15 protein-coding genes and 1 pseudogene are annotated in these 18956 nt (G+C 71.1%); 8 read left to right on the plus strand and 8 right to left on the minus strand.

All coding sequences use genetic code 11. The features are described from left to right. Positions 1–99 precede the first annotated feature (99 nt). Positions 100–702, plus strand: coding sequence for a GTP-binding protein (locus LMU33_RS03435; RefSeq protein ID WP_228617230.1), 603 nt, complete (start codon positions 100–102; stop codon positions 700–702). Between the two features lie 9 nt (positions 703–711). Here LMU33_RS03435 and LMU33_RS03440 read toward each other — a convergent pair whose 3' ends face one another. Next, the gene (locus LMU33_RS03440; RefSeq protein ID WP_228617232.1) at positions 712–1140 is read right to left on the minus strand and encodes a PPOX class F420-dependent oxidoreductase; all 429 of its coding nucleotides are present in this window, start codon (positions 1138–1140) and stop codon (positions 712–714) included. A 92-nt stretch (positions 1141–1232) separates the two neighbouring features. Between LMU33_RS03440 and LMU33_RS03445 the strand changes: the two genes are divergently transcribed. After that, positions 1233–1646: a roadblock/LC7 domain-containing protein gene (locus LMU33_RS03445; protein ID WP_228617234.1), complete on the plus strand. Its 414-nt coding sequence runs from the start codon at positions 1233–1235 to the stop codon at positions 1644–1646. Between the two features lie 126 nt (positions 1647–1772). After that, positions 1773–2654, plus strand: a pseudogene (locus LMU33_RS03450) (DUF6397 family protein); the annotation flags it as partial. Between the two features lie 334 nt (positions 2655–2988). Here LMU33_RS03450 and LMU33_RS03455 read toward each other — a convergent pair. Beyond that, positions 2989–3858 carry an acyl-CoA thioesterase gene (locus LMU33_RS03455; protein ID WP_228617235.1) on the minus strand — a complete coding sequence of 290 codons (870 nt, stop codon included), beginning with the start codon at positions 3856–3858 and terminating at the stop codon, positions 2989–2991. Between the two features lie 40 nt (positions 3859–3898). Beyond that, positions 3899–6412: a DEAD/DEAH box helicase gene (locus LMU33_RS03460; protein ID WP_228617236.1), complete on the minus strand. Its 2514-nt coding sequence runs from the start codon at positions 6410–6412 to the stop codon at positions 3899–3901. A gap of 145 nt (positions 6413–6557) precedes the next feature. Here LMU33_RS03460 and LMU33_RS03465 point away from each other — a divergent pair, with 145 nt between their 5' ends. Beyond that, positions 6558–7352, plus strand: a complete 795-nt coding sequence (locus tag LMU33_RS03465; protein WP_228617238.1) for a metal-dependent hydrolase — start codon at positions 6558–6560, stop codon at positions 7350–7352. A gap of 107 nt (positions 7353–7459) precedes the next feature. On the opposite strand, the gene LMU33_RS03470 is transcribed toward LMU33_RS03465, so the two are convergent. The 4 genes from LMU33_RS03470 to LMU33_RS03485 form a co-directional block, all read right to left on the minus strand. Beyond that, positions 7460–7723 (minus strand): type B 50S ribosomal protein L31, encoded by a 264-nt coding sequence (locus LMU33_RS03470; protein ID WP_228617239.1) that lies wholly within the window; start codon positions 7721–7723, stop codon positions 7460–7462. Between the two features lie 60 nt (positions 7724–7783). Next, positions 7784–8251, minus strand: coding sequence for a DUF5709 domain-containing protein (locus tag LMU33_RS03475; protein ID WP_228617241.1), 468 nt, complete (start codon positions 8249–8251; stop codon positions 7784–7786). A gap of 588 nt (positions 8252–8839) precedes the next feature. Further along, positions 8840–10621, minus strand: a complete 1782-nt coding sequence (locus tag LMU33_RS03480; protein WP_228617242.1) for an ABC transporter ATP-binding protein — start codon at positions 10619–10621, stop codon at positions 8840–8842. Continuing rightward, positions 10618–12423 carry an ABC transporter transmembrane domain-containing protein gene (locus LMU33_RS03485; RefSeq protein ID WP_228617244.1) on the minus strand — a complete coding sequence of 602 codons (1806 nt, stop codon included), beginning with the start codon at positions 12421–12423 and terminating at the stop codon, positions 10618–10620. The genes LMU33_RS03480 and LMU33_RS03485 overlap by 4 nt, the downstream gene beginning before the upstream one ends. Positions 12424–12682: 259 nt before the next feature. Here LMU33_RS03485 and LMU33_RS03490 point away from each other — a divergent pair, with 259 nt between their 5' ends. Beyond that, positions 12683–13444, plus strand: a complete 762-nt coding sequence (locus LMU33_RS03490; protein ID WP_228617246.1) for a hypothetical protein — start codon at positions 12683–12685, stop codon at positions 13442–13444. 217 nt (positions 13445–13661) lie between these two features. Beyond that, the gene (locus tag LMU33_RS03495; RefSeq protein ID WP_308280745.1) at positions 13662–15272 is read left to right on the plus strand and encodes a peptide-N4-asparagine amidase; all 1611 of its coding nucleotides are present in this window, start codon (positions 13662–13664) and stop codon (positions 15270–15272) included. Between the two features lie 336 nt (positions 15273–15608). Here LMU33_RS03495 and LMU33_RS03500 read toward each other — a convergent pair whose 3' ends face one another. Further along, on the minus strand, positions 15609–16058 hold the full coding sequence (locus tag LMU33_RS03500) for a MarR family winged helix-turn-helix transcriptional regulator (RefSeq protein WP_228617249.1): 450 nt from the start codon (positions 16056–16058) through the stop codon (positions 15609–15611). A gap of 114 nt (positions 16059–16172) precedes the next feature. On the opposite strand from LMU33_RS03500, the gene LMU33_RS03505 reads away from it, so the two are divergent. After that, complete coding sequence (locus LMU33_RS03505; RefSeq protein ID WP_228617251.1) at positions 16173–17981, plus strand: ABC transporter ATP-binding protein; 1809 nt, start codon at positions 16173–16175, stop codon at positions 17979–17981. An 86-nt stretch (positions 17982–18067) separates the two neighbouring features. Continuing rightward, positions 18068–18952, plus strand: a complete 885-nt coding sequence (mltG, locus tag LMU33_RS03510; RefSeq protein WP_228617253.1) for an endolytic transglycosylase MltG — start codon at positions 18068–18070, stop codon at positions 18950–18952. Positions 18953–18956: the final 4 nt, after the last annotated feature.

Raw genomic sequence — 18956 nt, forward strand, 5'->3', positions numbered from 1 at the left:
TCCAACAGCCCGGAGGTGCGGCTCCGTTGTCATGATGCTGCCTTCGCGCCCGCAGCAGACGGACGCCGACCGCAGCCGGCCCTCCCGAGAGAAGTGATCATGGTCACCGAGCACTCCGAAGCCGTCGGCGACACCGCCGCCCTGGCGCTGAAGATACTGGTCGCCGGCGGGTTCGGCGTGGGCAAGACGACCCTGGTCGGGGCCGTCAGCGAGATCCGGCCGCTGCGCACCGAGGAACTCCTCAGCGAGGCAGGGCAGCTGGTGGACGACACCGACGGCGTGGACCAGAAGGTCACCACCACCGTCGCCATGGACTTCGGCCGCATCACCATCCGCTCCGGCCTGTCCCTCTACCTCTTCGGCACACCGGGACAGGACCGCTTCTGGTTCCTCTGGGACGAGCTGTCCCAGGGCGCTCTCGGCGCCGTCGTCCTCGCGGACACCCGGCGCCTGGAGGACTGCTTCCCCGCGGTCGACTACTTCGAGCACCGGCGCATCCCGTTCGTGGTGGCCGTCAACTGCTTCGCGGGCGCCCGCGCCTACGGCGCACACGACGTCTCACGTGCCCTCGACCTCGACCGCGGCACTCCCGTGGTGCTGTGCGACGCGCGTGACCGGGACTCCGGCAAGGAGGTGCTGATCCGGCTCGTCGAGTACGCCGGGCGGATGCACACCGCCCGGCTCCTGGACTCGGTCGGTTGAGCCCGCCGCTCAGGCCGCCAGATCCTTCACGGCCACCACCTGGTCGACCGGCACCCGGACCAGCAACTCACCCGGAACGCCGTTGCGGGCGCCGTAGTCCTCGGCGCGGTCCTCGCCCATGTACCGGGCGGCGATCCGGGTGGCCCAATGACGCACCTCCTCCAGGTTCTCCGACAGCCGTGCGCGGCCGTTCAGCACCACGAAGTGGAACGGCGGACGATCGTCGTCCACACACAGGGCGACCCGCCCGTCCCGGGCGAGATTGCGCCCCTTCACCGTCTCCTTGCCCGTGTTGAAGACCAGTTCGTCCCCGTCCAGCAGGAACCAGATCGGGGCCACATGAGGGCTCCCGTCGGCGCGAACGGTGGAGAGCTTGCCGGTCCGGGTGCCGTGCGAGACGAACGCCCGCCATTCCTCGTCGGTCATCTTCTGTGCCATGCGCCCATCCTGCTTGCCCGGACGCCGGAGGTGGGGAAGGCTGGCGGGGAGTTCCTCCTGCCAGGGGGGAGACATCACACGGGGAGACGGAGATGGCGCAGAACCAGGGACTCGACTGGCTCCTGGACGATCTGACCGAGCGAGTGGACCACGTGCGGCACGCGCTGGTCCTGTCGAACGACGGGTTGGTCACGGGCGCGAGCACGGGCCTACGCCGTGAGGACGCCGAGCATCTGGCCGCCGTGGCATCCGGGTTGCACAGCCTCGCCAAGGGATCGGGCCGCCACTTCGGCGCCGGCAGGGTACGCCAGACCATGATCGAATACGACGACGCGGTGCTGTTCGTGACCGCCGCCGGCACCGGAAGCTGCCTGTGCGTGCTCAGCGGCGCGGAGGCAGACATCGGTCAGATCGCCTACGAGATGACCCTGCTCGTCAATCGCGTCGGCGAGCATCTCGGCGTCGATGCCAGACAACCGGAGCGCACCCCCACCGCAGACGCCTGACCTGCGAGTTCTGCTCCCGCGGCGAAGTTATCCACAGGGCTGCCACGACTTGCGCCGAACTGGCTACGGTGGGTGCACGGCGAACGCACAGGGCGTGAGCCAACGACTCCACGGGGGAGTACGACCATGTCGGCAAGCACCTTCAGTCCGCCCCGGTCCACGACCTGCACCCCGACCCAAGCCGCCCGGGAACTGGGCCTCAGGCGCGGCGAGTTCGACCTCGCCGTGCACCTCGGCCACATCCGGACCGTGCCCGACGAGGGCGGGGGAGGCCGCAGGGTGGAGCGCACCGAGATCGACCGCCTTCGCGCACAGGAGGGCTACCCGGACGCTCTTCACGACCGCGTGCGGGTGGTCGGCACCACCGAGGGTGCCGCCCTCATGGAGATCCCGGCCGGGCGGTTCACCCGCCTCGCCCGCCTGGGCCTGCTCGTGCCGGCCAAGTGGTACCTCAACCGGTACCGAGCCGTGGTCTGGTTGTATCTGGCCGAAGACCTGCGGAACTTCACCGCGGACCCCAAGAACGCCCATCTGCTCAAGGGACGTACGCCCGAGAACCTGCGGAGCCAGCTGGAAGCCGGAGTGGACCTGCGTGCCCGCAACTGGCGGGGACGCCACCTCGGATTCCTGCTGCGGCAAGCGGACGATCCGTGGGTACGAGTCGGCGCCGTGGCAGCCTTCCTGTCGCCCGTCGAGATCGCGGACGTCGTCAAGGATCCCTACGAGCGTGCCTATGTGAACCGGTTCCGTCCCGCGCCACCCGGTCGGGGCACTCCGGGATCGCCTGCCGCGTACCTCGCCGAGCGGGTCACGACCGCGCAGGACGCGGACGAGATCGAGTGGCTCCGCAGCGAACTGGGCCATGTGCTCGAGGAGGCCCGCGCCCACTCACGGGCCCCGCGTCCGGCCGTCCGTCGCACCGCACCGGCCGTGCGAGCCGTCGCACGGCCCATCCCGCCCATGGCCCGGACGGTCACGCCACCCACGGAGGAGGCCGTACGGGCGCCGTCGGAGACCGGGGAGCAGCCGACCGCGGCCCGGGCAGCCGCGCCCCCGCTGCGAGAGCCGGAGGGCGAGCCGGTGACAGTGGGATCCGGGCCGAGCGGTGGACGGCTGCCGGGGCCGCCCGACCCGAAGGACGAGCCCGTGGTCCGAGCCTTCGAGTGGCACGGCACGCCGGTGGTGCGGGCGGCCGCGCCGTCTTCGGCCCGCCGGGGACACCGCGGCGCCGAGCAGTCCCCGACGCGGACCAAGCGGGGCCTGCGCGCCTGGCTGCGGGGGAGAAGGCCCGGGCCCGCGCGGGTCTGAACCACACGGCCGCAAGCCCGGTCACCTGGGCGCGCTACAGGGACCTGAACAGGCCTTCCTGGACGACCGAGACGAGCAGACGCCCCTGCAGGTCGTAGATGCGCCCGCGGGCCAGGCCCCGGCCGCCGGTGGCGATCGGCGACTCCTGGTCGTACAGGAACCACTCGTCCGCCCGGAACGGCCGGTGGAACCACATGGCGTGATCCAGCGAGGCCATGTCGAAGTTCCGCGGCCCCCACAGCGGCTCGACGGGGATCCGGACCGCGTCCAGGAGGGTCATGTCACTGGCGTAGGTCAGCGCGCACGTGTGCACCAGCGGGTCGTCGCCGAGCGGTCCGACCGCGCGCATCCACACGGCACTGCGCGGCTCGGCCCCCTTGATGTCCTCGGCGTTCCAGCGCAGCCGGTCGACATAGCGGATGTCGAAGGGCTGGCGGCGCGCCATCCGCTCCAACTGCTCCGGCAGCGCGCCCAGGTGCTTGCGGATCTCCTCGGAGACCGTCGGCAGCGACTCCGGGTCGGGCACCTCACGGGCCGGCGGCAGCTGGTGCTCGAACGGTCCTTCCTCAGGCTTGTGAAAGGAGGCGGTCAGATTGAAGATCGTGCGGCCCTGCTGCACGGCTGTGACCCGGCGCGTGGTGAACGACAGGCCATCACGGACCCGCTCCACCTGGTACACGATGGGCACACCGGGGCGGCCCGGCCGCAGGAAGTACGCGTGCAGCGAGTGCACCGGGCGGTCGCCGTCCGTGGTGCGGCCGGCGGCGACCAGTGCCTGGCCCGCCACCTGGCCGCCGAAGACGCGCTGCAGCGACTCCTGCGGGCTTCGGCCACGGAAGATGTTGACCTCGATCTGCTCCAGGTCGAGCAGGTCGACCAGTCGCTCGGCCGGGTTCGTCGTCATCGGTGGGATTCTCCTGGGCTCACAACTGGTCTACAAGGGTTCACAGCTGACCGACATCGGTGACGCGCACGACCGCACGGCCCTCGGCGTCCGAGGCCGCGAGGTCGATCTCCGCACTGATGCCCCAGTCGTGATCACCGTTCGGGTCGTCGAAGATCTGGCGGACGCGCCAGAGGCCGTTCTCCGGCTCCTCGTTGATGACCAGCAGCTTGGGACCGCGGGAGTTGGGACCGGTGCCGAGGTCGTCGTACTCGTCCCAGTACTTGTCCATCGCCTCGCCCCAGGCGTCGGCGTCCCACCCGGACTCGGCGTCCATCTCGCCGAGCTCCTCGACCTGGTCCAGGGCGGCCAGTTCCACGCGGCGGAACATGGCGTTGCGGACCAGGACCCGGAAGGCGCGCGCGTTGGCGGTGACCGGCTTCACCTCGTCGGCCTTTTCCTGAGCCTCCTCGGCGGTCATCTCCTCCGGGTTCGCGAGCTGCTCCCATTCATCCAGCAGACTGGAGTCCACCTGGCGGACCATCTCGCCGAGCCACTCGATCAGATCCTGCAGATCCTCGGACTTCAGGTCGTCGGGGATGGTGTGGTCGAGGGTCTTGTAGGCGCTGGCGAGGTAGCGCAGCACGATGCCCTCGGTGCGGGCCAGCTCGTAGAAGGAGACCAACTCGGTGAAGGACAGCGCCCGTTCGTACATGTCCCGGATGACCGACTTCGGCGACAGCGGGTGGTCGCCGACCCAGGGGTGGCTCTTGCGATAGGTGTTGTACGCGTGGAAGAGGAGCTCCTCCAGCGGCTTCGGGTAGGTGATGTCCTGGAGGCGCTCCATGCGCTCCTCGTACTCGACGCCGTCCGCCTTCATCGCGGCGACGGCCTCGCCCCGCGCCTTGTTCTGCTGGGCGACGAGGATCTGCCGCGGGTCGTCCAGGGTGGACTCGACGACGGAGACCATGTCGAGGGCGTAGGACGGCGACTCGGGGTCGAGGAGTTCGAACGCGGCGAGCGCGAACGTGGACAGCGGCTGGTTGAGCGCGAAGTCCTGCTGCAGGTCGACGGTGAGCCGGACGATACGGCCCTCGGCGTCGGGCTTGTCGAGCTTCTCCACGATCCCGCCGTCGAGCAGCGACCGGTAGATCGCGATCGCCCGGCGGATGTGCCGGAGCTGCTGCCTGCGCGGCTCGTGGTTGTCCTCCAGGAGGTGGCGCATCGCCTCGAACGCGTTGCCCGGGCGGGCGATCACCGACAGCAGCATCGTGTGCGTCACCCGGAAACGCGAGGTCAGCGGCTCCGGTTCCGACTCGATCAGCTTCTGGAAGGTGTTCTCCGTCCAGCCGACAAAACCCTCCGGCGCCTTCTTGCGCACCACCTTGCGCCGCTTCTTCGGGTCGTCGCCCGCCTTCGCCAGCGCCTTCTCGTTCTCGATGACGTGCTCCGGCGCCTGCGCCACGACGAGCCCCGCCGTGTCGAAACCGGCCCGGCCCGCCCGGCCCGCGATCTGGTGGAACTCCCGGGCCCGCAGCGTGCGTACGCGGCTGCCGTCGTACTTGGTGAGGGCGGTGAACAGGACCGTACGGATGGGCACGTTGACGCCGACTCCGAGCGTGTCCGTGCCGCAGATGACCTTCAGCAGACCGGCCTGGGCGAGCTTCTCCACCAGGCGCCGGTACTTGGGCAGCATGCCGGCGTGGTGGACGCCGATGCCGTGCCGGACGTATCGGGAGAGGTTGCGGCCGAACTTGGTGGTGAAGCGGAAGTTGCCGATCAGTTCGGCGATCTGGTCCTTCTCCTCGCGCGAGCACATGTTGATGCTCATCAGCGCCTGTGCCCGCTCCACGGCCTGTGCCTGCGTGAAGTGCACGATGTACACCGGAGCCTGCTTGGACTCCAGCAGGTCGGTGAGGGTCTCGGTGAGCGGGGTGAGCTGGTACTCGTAGGAGAGCGGCACCGGGCGGGTCGCCGAACGGACCACCGACGTGGGGCGGCCGGTGCGGCGGGCGAGGTCCTTCTCGAAGAAGGACACATCGCCCAAAGTGGCCGACATCAGGATGAACTGCGCCTGGGGAAGCTCCAGCAGCGGGATCTGCCAGGCCCAGCCACGGTCGCCCTCGGCGTAGAAGTGGAACTCGTCCATGACGACCTGGCCGACATCCGCGCCCTTGCCGTCGCGCAGCGCGATCGACGCCAGCACCTCGGCGGTGCAGCAGATCACGGGCGCGTCGGCGTTCACGGAGGCATCGCCGGTGAGCATGCCGACGTTCTCGGTGCCGAACAGCTTGCACAGCTCGAAGAACTTCTCCGACACCAGCGCCTTGATCGGGGCGGTGTAGAAGGTGACCTCGTCCCGGGCCAGCGCGGCGAAGTGCGCGCCCGCGGCGATCATGCTCTTTCCGGAGCCGGTGGGCGTCGAGACGATCACGTTCGCCCCGGAGACCACCTCGATCAGCGCCTCCTCTTGATGGGGGTAGAGGGTGAGGCCGCGCTCCTGCGCCCACGACTCGAAGGCTTCGTACAGGGCATCGGGGTCGGCGGTCGGCGGCAGCTGATCGATGAGGGTCACGCACCCATCTTGCCTGGCCTTGCCCCCGAGGGGGGAATCGGCTTCGGGCAGGAAGATCATGGCCGCTACGCTGTGTCGCCGACGGCATGTCAGCGCACCAGGTCAACTGGACAGCGGCACACGAGGAATGGGGCGGGAAGCGGCCATGATGGGACCAGCACACTCACTGTCGGGGGCCGCGGCCTGGCTCGGGGTCGGAGCCGCCGCCGCGGCGGCGGGGCATCCGATGCCCTGGCCGGTTCTCCTCGTGGGGGCTCTGATCTGTGCCGGTGCCGCGCTCGCCCCGGACCTCGACCACAAGGCGGCGACCATCTCGCGCTCCTTCGGTCCGATCTCCCACTGGATCTGCGAGATCGTGGACAAGCTGTCGTACGCCGTCTACAAGGCGACCCGGATGAAGGGCGACCCGCGCCGCAACGGCGGTCACCGCACGCTGACGCACACCTGGCTGTGGGCGGTCCTGCTCGGTGCCGGCTGCTCGGCGGCGGCGATCGCGGGGGGCCGATGGGCCGTGCTGGCGATCCTGTTCGTGCACATGGTGCTGGCGATCGAGGGCCTGCTGTGGCGGGCGGCGCGCGGCTCCAGCAGCGATGTCCTGGTCTGGCTGCTGGCGGCGACCACTGCGTGGATTCTCGCGGGCGTCCTGGACAAGCCGGGCAACGGCTCCGACTGGCTGTTCACGGCGCCGGGCCAGCAGTACCTGTGGCTGGGGCTGCCGATCGTGCTCGGTGCGCTGGTGCACGACATCGGGGACGCGCTGACGGTGTCCGGCTGCCCGATCCTGTGGCCGATCCCCCTGGGGCGCAAGCGCTGGTACCCGGTGGGGCCGCCGAAGGCACTGCGGTTCCGGGCCGGGAGCTGGGTGGAGCTGAAGGTGTTGATGCCCGTGTTCATGCTCCTCGGCGGCATGGGCTGCGCGGCGGCCCTCAACGTCATCTGAGGCACCCCTCGCATCTGCGGTGCCCCGCGGATCTGCGCCACCCTCCGCGTCCGAGGCGCCCCGCGCATCTGACGCCCCCGGCACCTGGCCCGAGGCGCCCCTGGGGATCAGGGCGCCTCGCCGGTCTCCGCCCCGCCGTACCGGCGCTCGAAGCGGGCGATCCGGCCCTCGGTGTCGACCGTGCGGGCCTTGCCCGTGTAGAAGGGGTGGCTCTCCGAGGAGATCTCCACATCTATCACCGGGTAGGTCTGGCCGTCGTCCCACTCGATGGTCTGCTCACTCCGCGCCGTCGAGCGGGTCAGGAACGCGTAGCCTGCGGCGCGGTCGCGGAACACCACGGCGTGGTACTCGGGGTGCTTGTCCTGCTGCATGGCGGCTCCTCGGGCGGGGCGGTCGGGCAGGGCGTGGGCGGGCCGGCCGGGGCCCGACGGTCAGCCGGACAGGGACTCCTCGTCGACGATGTGCATCGCGGCCTCCTCGGCGGAGGCGGCGGCGCCGTCGATGCCGACGTCCGTGGCGACGAGGGCCGCCTCCTCGTCCTCGTGCGCCCCCTCGTCCGGGGCCACAAGCCGGCCGGAGCGGAGGTTGCCCACCTCGTTGTCGAGGGGTTCCCCGTCGGTGTCGCGGTCACCGATGTCGTCGCCGTCCCGGGCGACGAGGTCGGGCTGCTCCTCGGCGAGCCGCTGGTCCAGCGTCTCACCCGCCTGGCGTTCGGCCGCCGTCACCCCGGTGTGCTCCACAGCCCAGGGACGCTCGGGAGGGGACCAGCCACGGTCGAGCGGGTCCGCGACGCCGTCGAAGTCCAGTGTGTCCTCGACGTCGAGCACCCCCGAGTCCTCCCGGATCTCCGAGGAATCGGGCTGGTAGACGTCGTCCCCCCAGCCGTCGGCGCTGTCCACGAGTACCTCCAGGTGGTGAGGACGGCCATGTGCCACCACACCGGGCGGCGGGCCGCCGGCACGCCTGGCACGAGGCGCACACGCCGCGAACCGGGTGGTTCCGGAGTGTTCCCCGCACCGGTGCCGTTCTCCAGACTTCCACCCCTGCTCGGGACAGCGCAACGGCACGGGTACCGGACAGTGCCCGCGCCCGGACACCGGCACCGGTCACAGCCCACCGCGCGCCCGCCCGGCGTCACCTGGCTCGGTCGAGCGCCGGCAGGCCCTACTGGCCGCCCGTGTGCCATGGCCTGGCTGTCCGAAGCGCGGGGAGGCAGGGGTGCGCACCCGCCCGCCGTGACCCGGCTCGGTCGAGCGCCGGCGCCGATCCCCACGGTGGCCCGACGGGGCACGGCGCCGGCCCCGGCCACGCGCCCGTCTGTGGCGGTCGGGCCGTCCCAGGAACCGGCGGCCGTGACCACGCCGCCTGACGGCGCGCCCCCGGTCACTGCGGGCAGCGTCGCCGCGATCGGGGGGACGACCGGGGGGAACGGCCTTGCCCGCGGGCACTGTGCCGCGGTACCGGCCGCCCGCGCGCCCGCCGGGTCCTCACCCGTGCCAGGACCGCCACAGCGCCGCGTATGCGCCGTCCGTCGCGACCAGCTCGTCATGGCTGCCGAGCTCGCTGATGCGGCCCTCCTCCACGACGGCGATCACGTCCGCGTCATGGGCGGTGTGCAGACGGTGGGCGATGGCGACCACGGTGCGGCCGTCCAGGACCCGGGCCAGGGAACGTTCCAGATGCCGGGCCGCGCGCGGGTCCAGCAGCGAGGTCGCCTCGTCCAGGACCAGCGTGTGCGGATCGGCGAGCACGAGCCGGGCCAGCGCGATCTGCTGGGCCTGCGCCGGTGTCAGCGCAAGACCGCCGGAGCCGACCTCGGTGTCCAGGCCGTCGTCCAGGACCCGCGCCCAGCCGTCGGCGTCGACCGCTTCCAGCGCTGCCCACAGCTCGGCGTCCGTGGCATTGGTGCGGGCCAGCAGGAGGTTGTCGCGCAGGGAGCCGACGAACACGTGGTGTTCCTGGTTGACCAGGGCGACGTGCGAGCGGACGCGTTCCGCCGGCATCCGGGACAGCTCGGCGCCGCCGAGGGTGATCCGGCCGTCGCGGGGTGCGTAGATCCCGGCGAGCAGCCGGCCCAGGGTGGACTTGCCCGCGCCCGAGGGGCCGACCAGGGCCAGCCGGGTGCCCGGGGCGACCTCGAGGGACACTCTGCGCAGCACGTCGACGCCCTCGCGGTAACCGAAGTGCACCTGGTCGGCCAGCACGTCTCGCCCGTCCGGCGCCAGCGAGGCGTCCCCGGCGTCCGGCTCGATGTCCCGCACTCCGACCAGGCGGGCCAGCGACACCTGGGCGACCTGTACCTCGTCGTACCAGCGCAGGATCAGGTTCACCGGGTCGACGAGCATCTGTGCGATGAGGGCGCCCGTGGTCAGCTGCCCCACCCCGATCCAGCCGCTCAGCACGAACGCCCCGCCGGCCATCAGCACCGAGCCGAGGACGATGACGTGGACTGCGTTGATGACCGGGAAGAGCACGGACCGCAGCCACAGCGTGTACCGCTCCCAGGCGGTCCACTCCTTGATCCGCCGTTCCGACAGGGCGACGCGGCGGGCGCCGAGCCGGTGCGCCTCGATGGTGTGGCCCGCGTCCACCGTCTCGGCGAGCACGGCGGCGACGGCCGCGTACCCGGCGGCCTCGGAGCGGTAGCTGGAGGGCGCCCGTTTGAAGTACCAGCGGCACCCGGCCACCAGCACCGGTACGGCGAGCAGTACGGCGGCCGCGAGGGGCGGGGCCGTCACGACGAGACCGCCGAGCAGCAGCAGGGCCCACACGACACCGATCGCCAGCTGCGGCACGGCCTCGCGCATCGCGTTGGCCAGGCGGTCGATGTCGGTGGTGATGCGCGAGAGCAGATCGCCCGTCCCCGCCCGTTCCAGCACTCCCGGCGGCAGCCCGACCGAGCGGACGAGGAAGTCCTCGCGCAGATCGGCCAGCATCCGCTCGCCGAGCATCGCGCCCCGCAGCCGCACCTGTCGCGTGAACACGGCCTGCACGGCCAGCGCGAGCACGAACAGCCCGGCGGTCGGGCCGAGATCAAGCTCCCGCGACCGGTCGGACACCCGCTCGACCAGGCCACCGAGCAGGTAGGGACCCACCATGGAGGCGATCACGGCCACCGTGTTGACGCCGATGAGCAGCAGGAACGCCCGCCGGTGCCGGCGGAACAGCTCCACGACATAGGCGCGCACGGTCGCGGCTGCGCCGACGGGCAGGGTGGTGGCGGTCGTCGGGGCCGCCGGGTCGTACACCGGCGGCGCTACGCCGATCATGCGCTCTCCTCGATCTCTTCCAGCTCCTGGCGCGCGCCCACCAGGGCGCCCTCCTCGGCCGCGGCCAGTTCGTCGTCCGTCTCCCGCGTGACCACGGCCCGGTATCGCGGCTCGCCGTCGACCAGTTCGCGGTGCACACCGACCGCCACGACCTCGCCCTCGTGGACCAATGCGACCCGGTCCGCGCGGTCGAGCAGCAGCGGCGAGGAGGTGAACACGACGGTTGTACGGCCCGAGCGCAGCCGGCGCAGTCCGTCGGCGATCCGCGCCTCGGTGTGCGAGTCGACCGCGGAGGTCGGCTCGTCCAGCACCAGCACCTCCGGGTCGGTGATCAGCGACCGGGCCAGCGCGAGCCGCTGGCGCTGGCCGCCGGACAGGGACCGCCCGCGCTCGGTGATGCGGGCGTCCATCGGGTCGGCGGCGTCCAGGGATCCCTGGACGAGCGCGTCCAGGACGTCCTCGCACTGCGCCGCGGCCAGCGCGTCCGCGGCCCGTACGGCTCCCGAGGCGGGCACGTCGAGCAGTTCCCGCAGCGTGCCGGAGAGCAGCACCGGGTCCTTGTCCTGGACGAGCACGGCGGTGCGCGCGCTGTCCAGGGGGAGGTCGTCCAGTGCGACCCCGCCGAGCAGCACCGAGCGGCCTGGCTCGGCCGGGTGGCCGCCCAGCCGTTCCGCGAGCCTGCCCGCCGCGTCCGGGTCTCCGCAGACCACTGCGGTGAGAAGGCCGGCGGGAGCGAGTAGACCGGTGCTGGGGTCGTGCAGATCGCCGCCCGGCACCCGCTCCTCGAGGGTGCCCTCGGTGGCCGTGGACCGCTCCAGCGACAGCACGCGGGCCGCCCGTGTGGCCGACGGGCGCGAGAAGGAGTACGCCATGGCGATCTCCTCGAAGTGCCGCAGCGGATAGTTGAGGACCATGACCGCGCTGTAGACGGTGACGAGTTCACCGACGGTGATGCGGCCCTGGCGGGCCAGGTGGGTGCCGTGCCAGACGACGGCGATGAGCAGCAGCCCGGGCAGCAGCACCTGGACGGCGGAGATCAGCGACCACATCCGGGCGCTGCGCACCGCGGCGTGCCGTACCTCCTGCGACGCGCGGCGGTAGCGGTCGAGGAACAGTTCCTCGCCGCCGATGCCGCGCAGCACCCGCAGTCCGGCGACCGTGTCCGAGGCCAGCTCGGTGGCCCGGCCGGCCTTCTCCCGCTGCTCGTCGGCGCGGCGCGTCGCCCGGGGCAGCAGCGGCAGCACCGCGAGCGCCACGACCGGCAGTCCGAGGGCGACGACCACGCCCAGGGCGGGCTGGTAGACGAGGAGGCCGACACAGACCACCACGACCGTCAGCGCGGCCGCGGTGAACCGGGAGACCGCCTCGACGAACCAGCCGATCTTCTCGACATCGCCGGTGGAGACGGCCACCACCTCGCCGGCGGCGACCCGTCGGGTCAGGGCGGAGCCCAAGTGGGCGGCCTTGCGCGCCAGCAGTTGCTGGACGCGGGCGGCGGCGGTGATCCAGTTGGTGACGGCGGTCCGGTGCAGGAAGGTGTCACCGACGGCGATGCCCGCGGCGCACAGCAGCATCAGACCACCCGTCAGGGCGAGCCGGGAGCCGGAGCGCTCGATGACCGCCTGGACGGCCAGGCCGACACAGAAGGGAAGAGCCGAGACGGAGACGAAGTGCAGCAGGCCCCAGGCGAGCGACTTCAGCTGTCCGCCCAGCTGGTTCCGTCCGAGCCACCACAGGAACCGGGGGCCCGAACGTGCGTCCGGGACGCCCGGATCGGAGTACGGAAGATCTTGAATCTGCATGACGTACCAGTGGCTCGTGTCAGGAGGGAAGGATTGAGGGGTACGGCGAGGGGACGGGGGAGAAGCAGGGAAGCGGCGAAAAGCCGTGACAAGCCGTGAAAGGTTCGCCTCGCTGAGTGGTGAATTTCAAACGGTTTTCCTGACCGAGGGGCGTAATCCACCCGCTTCCGGCCACCGCTCACCGGGCCTGGTGCCGCTGCCGTCACCCGAATGTCCAGAAGATTGCACAATAGACCGTTATCTAAGCCACCATGGAATCGTGAAGATCCCCGGTCTGCCGCGAAAGGCGGTCGTGCTGACGGCCTTTGGGACCCTTCTGGCGACTGTGTCGGCGTGCGGCACCGAAGCGTCCGTCCCGGCTCGATCCCACGGGGCGGCGGCAAGCCCCCGGCCTGGCGCGCAGAGCTCGACGGTGTCGACCGCCCCCACGACCGACCCGGCCCGCATCCCGGGCGTCGGTGACCGGCTGTTCCGGCAGATCCCCCGTGACTCCGGCCAGGTCGTCGCGGTGTACGGAGAGGATGAGGACTCTGCCGACTCCACGGTCGTGCTGTACACACGGGAGGGGCCGGAGTGGCGGGCGGTGGCCGAGTGGCCCGGGCACAACGGCAGGAACGGCTGGACCACGGACCATCACATGGGTGACGAGCGCAGTCCTGTCGGCGTGTTCGGTCTGTCCGACGCGGGGGGTGTGCTCGCCGACCCCGGCACCCGGCTGCCGTACAACCAGGACGAGGAGGCCTACGCACCGCCGAACGACTGGGGCGAGGCGCACCAGCACGACTTCGACTACGTCATCGCCATCGACTACAACCGCCTCCCGGGCACCCCGCCGTACGACCTCACGCGCCCCGAGGGTGACGACAAAGGCGGCGGCATCTGGCTGCATCTCGACCACGGCGACGGCACGTCCGCGTGTGTCGGCGTGTCCAAGGACGCCATGGAGTTCCTGCTGCGCACGCTCGACCCGGACCGGCATCCGGTGATGGTGATGGGCGACCGCGCGGAACTTCGGGCCTGACGCACCGGCGCGTGCGGCGTCCGGCGGCCAGAGGCGCGTGCGGCGTCCGGCGGCCAGGAGAGACCGAGCGCGGTCCGGGCATCCACGTGCGTGAAGTGCGACTCGGCACCGCCACACCCGAAGGGCGGCTCGGCGTCGGCGCGTCCGGCGCGCGATCGCGCCGTTCTTCCCGAGGCGTCATTGCGGACCGGCACCGACTGGCCGTAGAACACCGGCCATGAGAAGACGGATAGTCATGTCCATGCTTGCCGGAGCGACCCTCCTGGTGAGCGCGTTCTTCGGCACCGGAGCCGCCACGGCCCAAGCGGCCGACGTCCCGGCCGAGTTCGGTTCCGACTGGCACGATCCGGTCACCGCGGCACCGTCCGTCGAGCGACCGCACACCAAGTCGTGCCAGGTCACCCTCGCCGACGCCCAGTTCCGCGACTTCACGCCGTACCGGGGCGCCTACACCCCGCCCCAGGGCTGCGGCGACCACTGGAGCAAGGTAGTCCTGCGGCTCGACGGCAAGGTGAAGGGCCGTCAGTACGACCGCCTCGGCTATCTGCATGTCGGCGGGGTCGAGATCCTGCGCACCTCCACCCCGGAGCCCTCACCCGACGGCATCGAATGGCACGTCGAGAAGGACGTCACCCGCTACAGCGGCACCTTCCGCAGCCCGCAGGACGTCGAGATGCTGATCGGCAACGTCGTGAACGACACCTACACCGGCGTCATCGACGTGCACGTCACCCTGACCTTCTACGCGGGCCGCCCCCCGCAGCGGACGCCCGACCGCGTGCTCACCCTCACCGACACGCCCGACGGCACGACCCTCACCACCCCGCGCAACAGCGAGCGGATCGTCGCCGAGGTCTACGCGACCGGTTCGGGCGGCGGCTGCGAGGAGTTCTGGTACCTGACCGTGGCCGACCCGGCGTCGTACTCCTGCAAGGCCGATCACGGCCCCTACCGCGAGGTGCAGATCAAGGTCGACGGCCAACTGGCCGGAATCGCCGCGCCGTTCCCGAACGTGTGGACCGGAGGCTGGTCCAACCCCTTCCTCTGGTACGTCGTTCCGGCGCCGGGCGCCTTCGACGTCCGGCCGATCGAATATGACCTCACACCCTTTGCGGGCCTGCTCGATGACGGGCGTGCGCACCGCGTCGAGGTCTCCGTCGTCGGCGTGCCCGCGGGCCAGTCGGGCTGGAGCGCACCGGTGAACGTCCTGGTCTGGCAGGATGCGCACCGCGCCCACGTCACGGGAGCGCTCACCGAGAACAAGGCGACGGACACCGCCAACTCCTCCACCTACACGCCCGGTTCGGAGAACCGCGTGGACACCGAGGCCGGGCACCGGCTCACCGTCTCCGGATACCTCGACACCTCCCACGGCCGCGTGACCACCACCGTCACCCGGACACTCGCCAACACCTCCGTCCACCGGTGGACCGACGGCGAGAACACCGACGGACTGGACGCGACCTGGACCGACGACCAGACGGTCACCGTCGGCGGTGACGGTCCCGCACGGGCCACGCGCACCGACCGGACGTACGCCATGGACGGCGCCACGACCATCGGTGCGGACGACCGGCTGCGTACCGTGCTGACGATCGGCGACCGCGCGTCGGTCGTGGAGCTGCGGGACGGCCGGCGCACCGCGTGGTCGCGACTCGACGACACCTACAGCGGCGACGCGGCGTACACGATCAACGTCCCGCGCGACCAGCGGCACGCGGTCGGCACCTCGAGCGAGCGCTACCGGCTCTACGGCTCCGACGGCTGCTACGACCGATCGCTGACCACGGTTCAGGGAGAGCTGACGCAGGATCGCGAGCGCTGCTGAGCCCGGCGATGTGAGTGCGCCACGCGCGGGGTGACTTACCCGAACCCCCCTCTTCACACGGGTCACCTGCGCACTCGTGCTCGGCATCGTCGTCGGGGCCGTCGGGGCACGGCCCGCTGCCGAGGAACCCGCTCCGGAAGCGGGCCGATGGTCGAGGAGTTCGCGCCGCGCGTGGTCTGACCGTTGAGGAACTCGCGCCGCGCGGGGGCTGACCGCGCCGGGAGTCGCGCCGCGTATGGGCTGACCGCAGGCCGGCGGGCCGTGCGCCGAGGGGGGCGCGGCCCGCCGTGCTGTGCGCCGAGCCCGGTTCGCCGTACGCCGAGCCCGCCGCGCTGCTCAGCAGCGCTGTCCGCCGTCCCCCTCGATGAGTGTGTTCAGCAGCACGCCGAGCACCTGGCGTTCCTTCTCCGTGAGCGGAGCGAGGATCTCCTCGGCCGCCGAGCGGCGTGCGCCGCGTAGTTCACGCAGGGTCGTGCGCCCCTCGTCCGTGAGCTCGATCCGGGTGACCCGCCGGTTCGCCGGATCCGGCACCCGCCGCACCTTCCCGTTCGTCTCCAGCCCGTCGACCAGCGTCGTCACCGCGCGCGGCACCACCTCCAGGCGCTCGGCGAGGTCGGCCATGCGCGGAGGCGAGGCGTAGTGCGCGAGGGTGCGCAGGAGCCGGGACTGCGCCGGGGTGACGCCCAGGTCGTGGCGTTCCAGATGGCGTTTCTGGATGCGGTGCACCCGGCGGGTCAGCCGCAGCAGCTGCTCGGCGAGGAGGCCGTCGGGATCGGGGGTGGTCATGCGGGAACAATATCAGGATGCCGTTCATTGTGAGTATAGGTAACAATGAGCTACGATCCGTTGGTCATCGTCGGCCGATCCCCGACCGGCGCCCGTTCACCTCCGTAGGAGCCCATGCATCCCGACCGAGAACCGTCCTGGACCCCGCCTGCCGATGCCAAGGAACAGCCCCGGCAGGTGCGCCGCATCCTGAAGCTCTTCCGTCCCTACCGCGGGCGGCTCGCGATCGTCGGCCTGCTGGTCGGCGCCTCCTCGCTGGTCTCGGTGGCCACACCGTTCCTGCTCAAGGAGACCCTGGACGTCGCGATCCCCCAGGGCCGCACCGGCCTGCTCAGCCTGCTCGCGCTCGGCATGATCCTCAGTGCCGTCCTCTCCAGCGTCTTCGGCGTCCTCCAGACGCTGATCTCGACCACCGTCGGCCAGCGCGTGATGCACGACCTGCGCACCGCCGTCTACGGCCGGCTGCAGCGCATGTCCCTCGCCTTCTTCACGCGCACGCGCACCGGCGAGGTCCAGTCCCGCATTGCCAACGACATCGGTGGCATGCAGGCCACCGTCACCTCGACCGCCACCTCCCTGGTCTCCAATGTCACCAGCGTGGTCGCCACGATCGTCGCGATGGTCGCCCTCGACTGGCGGCTCACGATCGTCTCGCTGCTCCTGCTGCCGGTGTTCGTGTGGATCAGCCGCCGCGTCGGCAACGAACGCAAGAAGATCACCACACAGCGGCAGAAGCAGATGGCCGCGATGGCGGCCACCGTCACCGAGTCGCTCTCGGTCAGCGGCATCCTGCTGGGCCGCACCATGGGCCGCTCCGACTCGCTCACCGCGTCCTTCGCCGAGGAGTCCGAGCGCCTGGTCGACCTGGAAGTGAAGTCGAACATGGCCGGGCGCTGGCGCATGGCCGTGATCACGATCGTCATGGCCGCGATGCCGGCCGTCATCTACTGGACGGCAGGCCTGGCCCTGCAGTTCGGCGGCCCCAGGGTCTCGCTCGGCACCATCGTCGCGTTCGTCTCGCTCCAGCAGGGGCTGTTCCGGCCGGCCGTGAGCCTGCTCGCCACCGGCGTGCAGATCCAGACCTCCCTCGCCCTCTTCCAGCGCATCTTCGAGTATCTGGACCTGCCCATCGACATCACCGAGCGCGAGCAGCCCGTCCACCTCGACCAGGTCAAGGGTGAAGTCCGCTTCGAGGGCGTGGAGTTCCACTACGACAACGACGACAGGACCCGCCCCGTCCTCGACGGCATTGATGTCACGGTGCCCGCGGGCGGCAGCCTCGCCGTCGTCGGTCCGACCGGCGCCGGCAAGTCCACGCTCGGTTATCTGGTGCCCCGCCTCTACGACGTCACGGGCGGGCGCGTCACCATCGACGGCGTCGACGTCCGGGACCTCGACTTCGACACCCTCGCCCGCGCGGTCGGTGTCGTCTCGCAGGAGACGTACCTCTTCCACGCCTCGGTCGCCGACAACCTCCGCTTCGCCAAGCCGGACGCCACGGACGAGGAACTGCAGGCGGCGGCCAGAGCGGCACAGATACACGACCACATAGCCGCGCTGCCCGACGGCTATGACACGGTCGTCGGCGAACGCGGCCACCGCTTCTCCGGCGGTGAGAAGCAGCGCCTCGCGATCGCCCGCACCATCCTGCGCGATCCGCCGGTCCTCATCCTCGACGAGGCGACCAGCGCGCTCGACACCCGTACGGAGGCCGCCGTCCAGGAGGCGATCGACGCCCTGTCGGCCGACCGGACGACGATCACCATCGCCCACCGCCTGTCCACGATCCGCGGCGCCGACCAGATCGTGGTCCTCGACTCCGGGCGGGCCGCCGAACGCGGCAGCCACGAGCAACTGCTGGAACTGGACGGGCGGTACGCAGCGCTGGTGCGCCGGGACGCACAGCTCGAGCCGACGAGCTGAACGCGGCCGCGACCGGCGCGCTGACGCTCGGCCGACAGAACGAACATATGCCGGGTTTGCGGTGATATGCGTATTACCGTTCCCGCATGCAGACGAACATTCCGCCACGGAGCACGATTCGACTGACCCGCCGGGGCAGACTCGTCCTCGTCGTGGCCGGCGCCGTCGTGGCCGGTACCGCCGTGGCGATGCCGCTGCTGATGCTGAACGGCGGATCCGAGCAGACACCGTCCGCCGCGCTGGTCGTCCCGGAGGGCTGGCGTGCGAGCCAGGTGTACGACGCGATCGACAAGGCCCTCCGGCTGCCTGCCGGAAGCACGCGCAGGTCCGTGGGGAAGGCCGGTCTGAAGCTGCCGGGTGATGCCGCGGGCAACCCGGAGGGCTATCTCTTCCCGGCAACGTACCCCCTGCAGAAGGGAGCGACGTCCGAGTCCCTGCTGCGCTTCATGGTCGACACCGCCGACAGCAAGCTCAGCGCGGCGCCGATCGCGGCCGGGGCGCAGCGCAACGCGATGAACGTCTACCAGACCGTCACCGTCGCCAGCATCGTCCAGGCCGAGGCCGCGACCAAGGAGGACATGGGCAGGGTCGCCCGGGTCGTCTTCAACCGGCTGAAGCGCGGGATGCCGCTGCAGATGGACTCGACGATCAACTACGCGCTGGACCGTAGCAGCGCCCGCACCAGCCAGGTCGGCGCCCGCATCGAGAGCCCCTACAACACCTACCAGCGCATGGGCCTGCCGCCCACACCGATCGACAACCCCGGCGAGGACGCGATGCGTGCCGCGCTCAACCCGACGCCGGGGGACTGGCTGTACTTCGTCACGGTCAAGCCCGGAGACACCCGCTTCACCTCCGACTACGCGACGCACATGCGCAACGTGGCGGAGTTCAACTCCCTCCACGGGGGCACGGGGCGGGCACAGGGCCCGAGTGGGAGTCCGTCCTCCCCGCGGTCCTCGGCCCGCTGAGCCG

Source organism: Streptomyces barringtoniae (assembly GCF_020819595.1).
GTDB lineage: Bacteria > Actinomycetota > Actinomycetes > Streptomycetales > Streptomycetaceae > Streptomyces > Streptomyces barringtoniae.